The following is a 12,149-nucleotide window of genomic DNA, read 5'->3' as shown; positions in this document are numbered from 1 at the left end:
TTCACCTCACAAAAGCTGTAATGCTCCCGCACTAATCAGTTCTTGAGCCAATCGCTTTCCCAGTTCTTCCGCATGAATTCCTAAGCCAGCCACATCCTGCACAATAACCCGTCGGCCCGTTAAATCTGCAACTTTTCCACGAATGGTAATGGTCTTATCATCGGTCCACGCCGCATATGCGCCAAAAGGGACCTGGCAACCTCCCCCCAATTCCGCTAACACTGAACGAGTGGCCTTTGATGTAATTTCCGCCTGAGAATCATTAAACCGGGCCAAAATCGCACGGAGGTCCCTGTTGTCATCACGTACTTGAACCGCCAATACCCCTTGGCCGGGACTAGGCACACAAATCCATGGGTCGAGATAACTGGAGATTAATTCCTGCCAGTGCAAGCGGTGAACACCAGCGGCTGCGAGAACTAATCCATCCCATCCCTGTTCCTTCCACTTTCGGAGTCGAGTTTGCAAATTTCCCCGGACAGGAACAACTTCCAAATCGGGGCGAAGTGCCTTCAGAAAGGCGCTCCGGCGAAGACTCGACGTGCCGATCCGGGCTCCCTGCGGCAAAGAATCCCAAGAAACCCCAGGCTTAGCAATGAGAACATCCCGGGGATCTTCAGGCAGCACATAAGCTCCAATCATGAGGTGGGAAGATAGAGTTGTGGGCAAATCTTTGAGAGAGTGAACAGCGACATCAATCAAACCATCTAGGAGGGCTCTTTCCAGTTCCGTAGTAAATAAGCCTTTGTCACCAATGGCATCCAAAGCACGATCGAGAATTTTATCTCCTTTTGTTTCAAACAATACCAGTTCATTGTCAATTCCGGCGTTTGTTAAAAGATCACTCACCGCTTTAGCTTGAGCTTGTGCAAGCTGGCTAGACCGTGTTCCAATTTTTAACACTTTTTGCCTTCTTTCCTGTACCAGTTCTTAATATATTACGCTTCTGTCAAATATCATAAAAATGGAAGCCGTGAAAGAAGACTCCCACCACAAACAAATTTACGAACACAAATAAAAACGCTGACATCGAATAAATCGCCGCTTTATGGCCTCTTGAGCCCTTTATTCGCAAGACGGCGTAGCCAAGATACACAAGCCATGTAATAATGCTCCAAACTTCTTTGGCTGACCAAGACCAATAGAAATGAAACACCTGTTTTGCCCATAACGTACCTGCAATCAATGTCATAGTGAAAAAAATGAGACCAGCAAAAATTAAACGGCCACTGATGACATCCATCACATCCAGCGAAGGTAGCTGATAATAAAAGAGTCTAACTTTCTTCCGCTTCAACTCTCGCTCTTTTTCTGTATACATAATACTAAAGACTGCTGCCAACAAAAAAGCAACATAAGCAAAAATAGCCGTCGTTATATGGACCGCTAACAATGTGCTATCGAGATGTGGCGGCACAATAACTCGACGCGACAGCGCCTGACTGCCAAGCCACATTAGTGTGATAACGGGCATTAAAAATCCACCAAGCGGTAACGTAGGACGAAATAATTGAAACAACGCAAAAATAATGACAGATACCCATGTAAAGGTCGCTATCCAGTCATACAAGGTCTCATCAGGCCACGTTCCTAGACCAATCGCCTCTTGTATCAACCAACTGGTTTGAGCGCCCAACCCGATCAAGGTACCCGCAAATCCCCACTTGCGCCACGTATCGTTATATAACGTGGCCACGTAAAACACGGAAGATGACAAATATCCCAAGAAAACTAACGCAATGAATACGGCTCCCACACCATCGCCTCAGTTCACCGCTCAGGTTGCAATACGTGTTCTGTTTTGGGCGTTCTGGTGTTTTCGGTGGTGCCATCAAGATGAAACAGTTCGCGCACAGCTTCAATATATTCTTCTTTGTCTTTATCTGTTGCCCAGGCGCGCATTCCGACCATGGCATCATTAAGAAACTTATTTAAAATTAATCGAGTAGTTTCGGCAACGACTTGTTTATCTGCATCCGACAAATGCGATAACCTGTTTAATGCCTTATTCAACTCGTTAATGCGAATGGATTCAGCTTTCTCGCGAAGTTGCCGGATAACCGGTCCCACTTCGGACGCAGCAATGTCGCTCGACAGTGTCTCGATTTCTTCTTGAATAATTTTTTCGACTTTCACAGCCTCTTTTTGCCGTTGATGCAAATTGGCCTCAACGACGGCATTCACGTCATCGATATCGTACAAAAAGATTCCACTCCCAAGACGAACAATATCTGGATCTAAGTTCCGTGGCACCGACAAATCAAATAAAAACCGTAAACGTTCACCTTTACCTTTAATCGCCTCTTTCATCATCTGTTTTGTAACCAAAAAGTTCGAAGCATGCGTAGACGAGACGATAATGTCAGCAGTAGGCAACACCCTCATTAATTGGTTTAACGGCACATAAGATCCGTGAATTTCCTCTGCCAACAATTGACCTCGCTCGGGTGTCCGGTTGACAATGGTTAAATTGCCCACTTGGGCGGAAGACAAATGACGTGCGACAAGTGTTCCCATTTCCCCGGCACCAATTACCACCGCGTGCGTTCTCGACAGATCCCCAAACACTTTACGGCCTAATTCAACAACAGCATGCCCCATGGATAGCGCATTGTGACTGATAGCGGTTTCCGCATGGGCTCTTTTCCCTACGGTTAGTGCAGCACGGAATAAACGGTGCAGGAAACCAGTTGCCCCATATTTCTGAGATAGTTCATAGGCCTCTTTGACTTGACCGAGGATTTGCGTTTCGCCAAGCACCATCGAATCTAAGCCGGCTGCAACTCGAAATAAATGATCGAATACTTTGGTGTCTGCATACCAAAACAGCGCATCAGAAAACTCTCTACGTTCAACCCCAGCGATATGCCCCCACCAGTCAACAATAGCCGAGTAAGACACGTTACCTGCAACATATATTTCCGTGCGGTTACACGTAGACAGAATTACAATGCCCTGTTGTCCCACCAATTCATGCACTCGGTGGTATGCTTCAACGATTTGATCGGGCGTCAATCCTACTTGCGCTCGAATTTTTAATGGCGCCGTTTTATGATTTATTCCGACAACCTGAATCAGCACAATAAGCCACCTCTTATCTAGGGTGACCGGTTCACGTCCTCGTTATGTGTCGATCACTCTACGCCTATAATAACATGGGAATGTAAAAAAGATCTCTCCTTGATCTAGATTTTTTATAAAAGTTTAATTTATCGGCACTCGCTAGAGGGTTAGAATTTAACTTTTCATCACTTCTGTTAAGTTGCATGTTGATGGCCTATTTTTCTATGGTAAAAACTTCTTCCATGCTTAAACCCAACAATAATGTTCCTGCAATAAATTTTGCCCCCGGTCTTCTCTTACCGCCCAAAACCCGGTTGACGTATGAATAGGCAAGATCCATGTGCTCTGCCAAATCTCGTTCAGACCAACCGCGTTGTTCCATAAAACGCCGCAACGCTGCAACGTTAACTACCAGAGTGGCCAAAAAAATCCCTCATTATCTTTTTGGCAAAATCATAGCGTAATTTTATCATTTTGGCAATTTGTATACCGGTTGCCGTTTCCGGCCATGAATGTTGCCTATAGGCAACAGATTCGATAGGATTAGACAAGGAGGCACATCACATAGGAGGCGGACAGCATTGCAATTCGGTAAATTTCTCCGTGAACAGCGGCAGGCGAAACATTTGTCTTTAGTCGCTTTAGCCGAACGGACAGCAACTAGTTCATCCTACTTGTCTCGTATTGAGCGAGGACTGCGCAATCCACCTAGTCCCGCTGTTTTGCGGCGTTTGGCGCAAGCACTCGATATTCCCTATGAACAACTTATGGAACGAGCCGGATATCTCAATACGGCTTTACATGAAGAACCGGTTATTTATGGTGGCATTAATCATCAGCAATGGCAAGAGGCAGTTTCCACGTTATCTGATGAAGATTGGACCGATGTCTGGGCACTGATTCAAAATAAAGTGGCCCGTCGTAAACAGAGCCACTCGTCATAAAAGAAAATCCCCTGTAATCCTCAGAAAACGGTTCAATCATCCTAAGACAGAATGAACAGCTTCTGCCACCTGCCATGGCATCGTAACCACTTCAGCTCCGTGGGCTTTCAAAGCCTTTTCCTTACTGGCTAGAGTGCCTTTGCCGCGTTCAATAATCGCACCCGCATGTCCCATTCGTTTGCCGGCCGGTGCTGCTCGGCCTGCCAAATACACCACGACGGGCTTCCCCAATGTCGTCAAATATTCCGCAGCTTCTTCTTCTGCACTTCCCCCAATTTCTCCCACCATCACTACGCACCGGGTATCTGGATCCTGCCGAAATTGTTCCAACACGGTAATAAACGTTTGTCCGACAACAGGATCTCCACCCATTCCGACCACCGTGGTTTGCCCAAGATTATGTTGAGACAAACTGAAAGCGATTTCATAACTTAACGTTCCAGACCGGGCAACAACGCCAACAGGCCCTGGCTTATAAATGTGATTAGGCATAATACCCATTTTAGTATGTTCACTAGGCGAAATAATGCCAAAGGTATTCGGGCCAATAATGGTCGTCCCCACTGTTTTAGCCCGGTTGACAATATCAATAGAATCTTGGACCGGAATGTGTTCAGGTATCATGACAATTAAGCGGATCCCATTTTCCATAGCTTCAAAAGCCGCATCCTTGGCAAACGGTGCCGGAACAAAAACAATCGAAGCTGTTGCCCCGGTTTTTTCGACCGCGTCTCTTACGGTATCATATACCGGTACTCCTTCGACATCTTGTCCCCCTTTTGTTGGTGAGACACCGCCGACGACAGGAGTTCCATACGCCAACATTTGCCGGGTGTGAAACCGTCCTTGATTACCCGTAATACCTTGCACAATCACCCGGTCATGATGGGTTAATAAAATAGCCATTTAAACGGCCTCCTTTGCCAGACGAACGGCTTGCTCCGCGGCATCTGCCATGTCAGAATAGGCCTGAATCCCTGCTTCATTTAGCAAAGCCACACCTTCTCTTTCGTTGGTTCCCACTAACCTTACGACCAACGGCACAGGAATTCCCACCGTACTTTTCACTTGTAAAATTGCCTTAGCCACATCATCACAGCGGGTAATTCCACCAAATATGTTGACCAAAATGGCTTTGGGCTTCATAGATACCAAAACACCAAGGGCTTGCGCTGTGGGCTCTACCGAAGCCCCGCCTCCCGCATCGAGAAAATTAGCCGGCCGGCCGCCAAAATATTGAATGGCGTCCAATGTCGCCATAGCCATCCCGGCACCATTAGCCATAACTGCAATATCTCCATCCAGTTCGACGTATGCCAGTCCGATTTCATGTACTTGTTTTTCGAGAGACGACCCTTCATCGACACGTATCACGTCAGGATGGCGATACAGAGCACTATCATCAATATTTAACCGGGCATCGGCGGCAATTAGGTGTCCCTGGACCACAGCTAAAGGATTGATTTCGACCAGTTCAGCATCTTTTTCCCGGTAAATTTGGTATAATTTTACAACCAAATCCGCAAATTCCTTAAACAACGTGTCTTTCAATCCTAAAGCTTCAGCCATTTCCCGCCCAAAATAGGGAAGCACTCCGACGGCCGGGTCCACGTATCGCTTGACGATTTGGGCATCCGCAACCTCTTCGATTTCTACACCCCCCGCCGCTGAGGCCATGACCAGGGGACATTTAGCATTACGGTCTGTGGTAACGGAGATATATAATTCTTTTTCAATCGGCAACTTTTGTTCGGCATACAATTTTTCTACGCGATACCCTTTTAATTCCATACCAAGCATATTCTTGGCGATTTCAGCGCCTTGTTCCGGAGTTTCGGCAAACCGAATTCCTCCGGCTTTGCCGCGTCCTCCCACCAAGACTTGAGCCTTGAGTGCTACCGGGCCCAAGTCCCTAACCGCACTGGCCGCGCCTTCGGGCGAATCGACCAATCGCCCGGGCGCAATGGGAATGCCGTGCTCAGCTAAAATCCCCTTGGCCATATATTCGTATTGCTTCATCGTTGTTCGTCTCCTTCCAGGATTTTGTCCTCTTGTCCTAGAACCTGACTCACTAACTCTCGACAGTGTTTTTCCACCCAATTGGGATCCACATCTGTGGATTGCGCCACACCTGTATTTAGAGCAGCCTGCGCAACAGCTTTGGCGACGGCGGGAGCAACGCGCCGGTCCATCGCCTGTGGAATAATGTAGTCATCGCGTAATTCATCATCTCTGACCAAATTGGCTAAGGCCACCGAGGCCGCGACGCGCATGGCTTCGTTAATATCCCGTGCCCTGACATCAAGAGCCCCACGGAATATTCCGGGAAAACCTAAAACATTATTAATCTGATTGGGAAAATCGCTGCGACCAGTCCCCACAACCCGGGCTCCTGCCTCAAGCGCCAAAACCGGCCAGATTTCCGGAACGGGATTGGCCAGAGCAAACACAATCGCATCGGACTTCATTTTCCGAACCATGTCTAACGTTAATGCTCCGGCAACCGAGACGCCGATAAACACATCTGCTTCTTCTAAAGCTTCTGCAAGCCCTCCCATTCTTCGTTCGAGATTCGTAATTTGTGCTATCTCTTCCTTATATGGATTACTGTTTCCAGGTCTGCCGTCGTAAATTAAGCCTTGACGGTCAACTAATGACACATCGCGTGCACCCAGAGCCAGTAAATGTTTGGCCGTAGCAATCGCCGCCGCGCCTGCACCATTAAACACAATGCGCACGTCGCTCAGAGCTTTGCCTACATATTTCAGGGCATTGATTACCGCGGCCCCTACTACGACCGCGGTCCCGTGCTGATCATCGTTAAAAACTGGGATGGATAAGACATCCTTCAGTTTTTGTTCAATTTCAAATGCCCTGGGCGCCGAAACATCTTCCAAATTCACGCCGCCAAAACTGGGTTGTAATAATCGAACGGTCTCAACAATTTTGTCTGGATCTTTAGTGTCTAAACAAATAGGAACGGCATCCACACCGCCAAACATTTTGAATAAAATCGATTTACCTTCCATCACCGGAAGACCCGCCATGGGTCCAATGTCGCCGAGTCCCAACACAGCCGTACCATCGGTGACGATCGCGACCATATTGGCACGGTTTGTATAGACATCCACCAATCCCGGATTTTGCTGAATGGCTCGACAGGGCTCTGCCACCCCGGGGGTATAGGCCAGTGACAAATCTTCTTGGGTTTTCACTGGGACCTTACTCATCACTTGAATCTTGCCCTGATGTTCTTGATGATACTGTAATGCCCGATCTCGGCTATGCATGGGGTCCTCCTCGTATCCGTTAATAATTTAACATCGATAACGGTTTCCTTACGGCCGCCACCGATTTCGCAAACGCTGCTCGTTCTTCGTCAGTAAATTCCACCTCTAATACTTTTTCAATGCCATTGCCACCGACAATGGCGGGAACTCCCACGAAAATATCATGTTCGCCATATTCGCCATCAAGATAACTGATGACTGGGATAACCCGACGTTCATCTTTCAAAATCGCTTCAACCATTTCTGCCAAGGATGAAGCGGGAGCATAAAACGCAGATATTTTCATGAGATTCAGAACTTCGCCACCGCCAGTCCGGGTACGTTGGACAATTTGGTCAAGGGTTTCTCGCGGCAATAATTTTTCGACGGGAATTCCGCCGACTGAAGAATAACGTACCAAAGGCACCATGTCATCACCGTGGCCTCCCATCACAAAAGCGGTCACATCTTTTGGCGAAACCTGTAGTGCGTCCGCTAAAAAGGCTCTAAACCGTGCAGAATCAAGTACTCCAGCCTGCCCAATCACACGGTGATAAGGAAACCCGCTGGCTTTTTGGGCCACATACGCCATAACATCAGCCGGATTGCTCAAGATAACCAAAATGGCATTCGGAGAAAGTTGTGAGGCTTGTGCCACGACTTGATGTACAATCTCTGCGTTAACTTTTAACAAATCGTCCCGACTCATTCCTGGTTTACGTGGCATTCCTGCCGTGACCACAATAATGTCGGAGTCACGAGTCAACTCGTAATCTGTGGTACCCACAACCTTCAAACTAAAGCGTTCAATAGGACCCGCTTCCCAAATATCTAACGCCTTACCTTCAGGAATTCCTGGGGCAACATCCACTAACACAATGTCTCCAAGTTCTTTAAGCGCCATCACGTGAGCCGTCGTAGCTCCTGTTGCCCCTGCTCCAATAATGGTGATCTTGTTCCGTTTAAACATCATCATTCACCCCTTAATCAAATGGATTACCGCAAGCGACTGATAATGGCGTCAGCAAATTCAGACGTCTTAACTTCCTTAGCGCCTGGGAGTTGGCGTGCCAAGTCATACGTAACGGTTTTGGCCTGAATGGTGTCTTCCAAAGCCTTGATAACAGTATCCGCTGCTTCATTCCATCCCAAATGCTCCAGCATCATCACCGCGGATAAAATCAAGGAACTCGGGTTGACCTTGTCGAGATTAGCGTATTTCGGAGCTGTACCATGCGTGGCTTCAAAGATGGCAATCTCATTGGACATGTTATTGCCCGGAGCCATGCCTACACCCCCGACTTGTGCAGCTAATGCATCGGACAAATAGTCTCCATTCAAATTTGGCGTGGCAATCACGTCAAATTCCTTGGGACGCAATAGCACTTGTTGGAAGGTGATGTCGGCAATGCGATCTTTTAATACAATGGTCCCCTCAGGTTGATGTCCATCATATTTCTCATATAATACGCTTTCCGTTATCACCTGATCCGGGAACTCGCGTTCGGCTAACTGATAACCATAATCCCGGAATGCACCTTCCGTAAACTTCATAATATTCCCTTTGTGCATCATGGTGACAGAACGACGGTGGTGGCTAATGGCATATTGAATGGCGCTGCGAATCAACCGTTCACTTCCTAATCGAGTGATTGGTTTAATGCCAATTCCCGCTGTCAAATCAATATGTTTACCGGTCTCTTTATTGATAAATTCAATAATTTTCTTGGCTTCAGGGGAATTTGCGGGCCATTCAATACCAGCATAAACATCCTCGGTATTTTCCCGGAATATAACCATATCAACAAATTCCGGATGGATCATTGGAGAGGGAACGCCGGGGATGTAGCGCACGGGCCGCACACATGCAAAGAGATCTAATTCCTGTCGTAATGTGACGTTGAGGCTGCGGATTCCGCCACCGACCGGTGTCGTCAGGGGCCCTTTGATTCCGACTTTATATTCACGAAACATGTCAAGTGTTCGTTGAGGTAACCACTCCCCAACGGCATCATGAGCTTTTTCGCCAGCTAATACCTCTACCCAATGAATCTGTCGCTGTCCGTGATAACTAGCCTTTACCGCTGCGTCCACCACACGCTTGGTTGCCCGCCAAATATCGGGACCAATGCCGTCCCCTTCAATAAAAGGGATGATGGGATCGGAAGGCACTACAATCGTTCCGTTATGATAAACAATTTTATGACCATCCATTATCGCTAGCCTCTCCTTCCTCCTTCAAATGCATCTCCATGATGGCACAGTTTTTATCGCCCGCTCAAGGATCGTTGATAAATTTCACAAATTAAACTTTTTTGAAATCACATACGAAAAGCGCCTAGCCTAAGGGCGTAGGCGCGTATGAGCCTTCACGGGAGAATTGACCTTTAAGTCTGAAGATACCAAAGGGCTACACGATTTTTGTAACGAGCATTGCCTACATGAACTCATCCACAATTCGGAGATAATACTTCCGCATCTCGGACAGCGTCCCACCAATCCTCGTAAGGGTAAGCCACATGCCGGACAAGATTTGACTGTCTCCATAATTTTCAACCCCCGCCATAATCTATGCCAAGAATCTCAGACGGGTCCAAAACGGGCCATGAATCCTCCTACAAGTAAGGCCAAGATAATGGAGCCAACCCAAATCAATGATCCATCCCGCCAGCCGCGTTCTTTCAAAATGACGAGAGTCGATGCCATACAAGGGACAAATAGCGTCAATGTCACTGCGCCTGTGACAATTTGGTGAGGTGTCAGTCCTAATTCATAAAATCCGGCAGCACCAAAATCGCGCCGAATAAATCCTAAGAGAAATGATTGGGTCGCCTCCTTAGGTAATCCTAACCAATATTGCAAAAATGGTCCCACAAGACGATCAAAAGCGGGCAAGATACCTGTCATATCTCCGAGTTCAATGAGCCCAGAACCCACAACGAATAAAGGCCAAGCTTCTCGCAAAAATTCGATCACTTTGGTTTCTGTCTTCCATAGGACATTGTGCCAGTGAGGAAGACGTAATCGTGGCAAGTCCAACAACAATGGCGTGGGACGACCGGGTAAGCTCTTATCCAAGATTGTTCCAATGCCTATAAAAAGTCCAATAATCGTCACAGCATAAGTCAAGGCATAGATAGCCCCGACACCACTTAGTAAGCCGATAATGATTCCCATTTGGGCCGAACATGGGATTGTCCACGCCAGTAAAATGGTTGAAATCGTTCGTTCTCGTTGGGTTTCTAAAGCCCTGGTTGTGAGTGTCGCCATTGTCACGCAACCAAAGCCTAATACTAAAGGAATCACCGCGCGCCCATTAAGTCCTAACCGCAAAAACCACCGATCCAACCATGTGGCTAAACGTGGTAAGTAACCCGTGTCCTCTAAAATCGCTAAGAGCAAATAAAAGGCTGTTACCAGCGGTAACAACAATGCGACGATATAAATTAATCCGGCGGAAATCATGCCATATTGTCCCACGAGTAATCTAAAGGGCCATGACTGAGGGGGAACCATCAGCCCTATCAGATGTTGCACGACAGGAATCACGAGAAGCGACGTATACTGCTCCAAGGTATCCACAACGGTCCCGGCGACCACGATGCCGACGAAATAATAAATGACCCCCACCACTATACCTGCCGTCACAAATCCTCCCCAAGGACTGAGGAGAAACCGATCCAACCATAAATAGTTTTGACGGTGTGACGATGCAAGCGTCAGGACACGAGAAGCGATGTCATCAGCACGGCTGCGCCGGGCTATATAATGCTCTTCACGCATGCCGGTTTCTGGTTTCTGTCCCACTTTGCGTGCTAGTTCCTCGTCTTCTTCGTGCCATAACAACGATTGTAGTCCACTAAGATGCCATGACGGGGGCGTTTGCCAAGATTTTTCCGGGGTTTTAGCCTGCACATTAGATTCGATGAGCGAGCGTAACACACCAAAGTTGGATCCTTTGGTCGCAGAAATCCCCACAACCGGCACGCCCAGAATCTCTTCCAATAGTGCGGTGTTAATGGCAGCTCCCTCTTTCTCGACTTCGTCCATCATGTTTATGACGAGAATCACTGGTAAACCGGCATCAATCAGTTGCAAGGTCAAAAAAAGATCGCGGGATAAACGGGTCCCGTCAAGAACATTCAAGACAATATCAGCCTGTTCTAATGCTGAAACCGTCATTTTTTCTTCATCGGATAACCGGCTTATTCCATAGACCCCTGGTGTATCGATGATCCGGTCCTTCCCATAAACTCCTTCAAGAATCTGTACCGTACTGCCGGGGAAATTTGAAACCTCAACATAACGGCCAGTAAGTTTCTGAAATACCAACGACTTGCCTACATTGGGGTTTCCTACCAAAACAATGGTCCGTTCGGGCATATTCCAATCCCTCCTGGGACAAGCTATGCATCACAATCCAGAAAAAGACCACGGTCGCAATAAAGGAGTTCATAATTGGGCAGTCCGAGGAATTTCATCCACATACGCCATGACCGCGACGTACCATTGGAATATCTCAAGCATTTGTGGGACGAGGATCCATCAACAGCTGGAAGGGATTTAGAGACAATTGATCTGATTTGGCAACGCTCCGCTTATGTGATTCACGCATGGTCAAACAAACACCTGGTTGGCACGGCCCGAGTGATTAGTGATGGCGCATATTTTGCATTCATTTGTGATGTGGTCACAGCAGCCCGCTTTGAATTTTTGCGAACCAAACTGATGCAGCGAGCGTCCCGCCCTTTCTTATATCGCCAGTTAACTCTTTATTATCAGAGCAATCATTTAGCAGGAGACCCACAAATATTTTTTCCGGGTCTAAGTTCTCCCTAAGGGCTTGTACTATAATGGGACAGAGCACGCTGGA

Annotated in this window: 12 protein-coding genes; 2 read left to right on the top strand and 10 right to left on the bottom strand. The window is 47.4% G+C overall.

What is annotated here, in order from left to right:
• Positions 1–6: 6 nt before the first annotated feature.
• The 4 genes from hemC to AOA63_RS04030 all read right to left on the bottom strand — a co-directional run bounded on the left by hemC (position 7) and on the right by AOA63_RS04030 (position 3,487).
• Positions 7–903: a hydroxymethylbilane synthase gene (gene hemC / locus AOA63_RS04045; protein ID WP_053958519.1), complete on the bottom strand. Its 897-nt coding sequence runs from the start codon at positions 901–903 to the stop codon at positions 7–9.
• Between the two features lie 46 nt (positions 904–949).
• Positions 950–1,756 (bottom strand): cytochrome C assembly family protein, encoded by an 807-nt coding sequence (locus tag AOA63_RS04040; protein WP_053958518.1) that lies wholly within the window; start codon positions 1,754–1,756, stop codon positions 950–952.
• 14 nt (positions 1,757–1,770) lie between these two features.
• Complete coding sequence (hemA, locus tag AOA63_RS04035; RefSeq protein WP_053958517.1) at positions 1,771–3,081, bottom strand: glutamyl-tRNA reductase; 1,311 nt, start codon at positions 3,079–3,081, stop codon at positions 1,771–1,773.
• Between the two features lie 196 nt (positions 3,082–3,277).
• Complete coding sequence (locus AOA63_RS04030; protein ID WP_020374527.1) at positions 3,278–3,487, bottom strand: helix-turn-helix domain-containing protein; 210 nt, start codon at positions 3,485–3,487, stop codon at positions 3,278–3,280.
• A 157-nt stretch (positions 3,488–3,644) separates the two neighbouring features.
• On the opposite strand from AOA63_RS04030, the gene AOA63_RS18845 reads away from it, so the two are divergent.
• The gene (locus tag AOA63_RS18845; protein WP_197648378.1) at positions 3,645–4,007 is read left to right on the top strand and encodes a helix-turn-helix domain-containing protein; all 363 of its coding nucleotides are present in this window, start codon (positions 3,645–3,647) and stop codon (positions 4,005–4,007) included.
• A 36-nt stretch (positions 4,008–4,043) separates the two neighbouring features.
• Here AOA63_RS18845 and sucD read toward each other — a convergent pair whose 3' ends face one another.
• From sucD to feoB, 6 genes are all read right to left on the bottom strand, one after another.
• Positions 4,044–4,913 (bottom strand): succinate--CoA ligase subunit alpha, encoded by an 870-nt coding sequence (sucD, locus tag AOA63_RS04020; protein ID WP_053958516.1) that lies wholly within the window; start codon positions 4,911–4,913, stop codon positions 4,044–4,046.
• A complete protein-coding gene (sucC, locus tag AOA63_RS04015) occupies positions 4,914–6,026 on the bottom strand; it encodes an ADP-forming succinate--CoA ligase subunit beta (RefSeq protein WP_053958515.1) in 1,113 nt (370 codons plus the stop codon). It abuts the gene before it with no gap.
• Positions 6,023–7,297 carry an NAD(P)-dependent malic enzyme gene (locus tag AOA63_RS04010; protein WP_053958514.1) on the bottom strand — a complete coding sequence of 425 codons (1,275 nt, stop codon included), beginning with the start codon at positions 7,295–7,297 and terminating at the stop codon, positions 6,023–6,025. Before AOA63_RS04010 ends, sucC begins: the two co-directional genes overlap by 4 nt.
• Before the next feature lie 19 nt (positions 7,298–7,316).
• Positions 7,317–8,246 (bottom strand): malate dehydrogenase, encoded by a 930-nt coding sequence (gene mdh / locus AOA63_RS04005; protein WP_082343733.1) that lies wholly within the window; start codon positions 8,244–8,246, stop codon positions 7,317–7,319.
• A 26-nt stretch (positions 8,247–8,272) separates the two neighbouring features.
• Positions 8,273–9,490, bottom strand: a complete 1,218-nt coding sequence (gene icd, locus AOA63_RS04000) for an NADP-dependent isocitrate dehydrogenase (protein ID WP_053958512.1) — start codon at positions 9,488–9,490, stop codon at positions 8,273–8,275.
• A gap of 369 nt (positions 9,491–9,859) precedes the next feature.
• The gene (gene feoB, locus AOA63_RS03995) at positions 9,860–11,659 is read right to left on the bottom strand and encodes a ferrous iron transport protein B (protein WP_053958511.1); all 1,800 of its coding nucleotides are present in this window, start codon (positions 11,657–11,659) and stop codon (positions 9,860–9,862) included.
• A gap of 126 nt (positions 11,660–11,785) precedes the next feature.
• Between feoB and AOA63_RS03990 the strand changes: the two genes are divergently transcribed.
• Positions 11,786–12,115 (top strand): hypothetical protein, encoded by a 330-nt coding sequence (locus AOA63_RS03990; RefSeq protein ID WP_139061495.1) that lies wholly within the window; start codon positions 11,786–11,788, stop codon positions 12,113–12,115.
• Positions 12,116–12,149 lie beyond the last annotated feature (34 nt).

The organism is Sulfobacillus thermosulfidooxidans (assembly GCF_001280565.1).
Classification (GTDB): Bacteria; Bacillota; Sulfobacillia; order Sulfobacillales; family Sulfobacillaceae; genus Sulfobacillus; species Sulfobacillus thermosulfidooxidans_A.
Note: the sequence above shows the minus strand (reverse complement) of the source record. Positions and strands in the feature narration are given on the sequence as shown.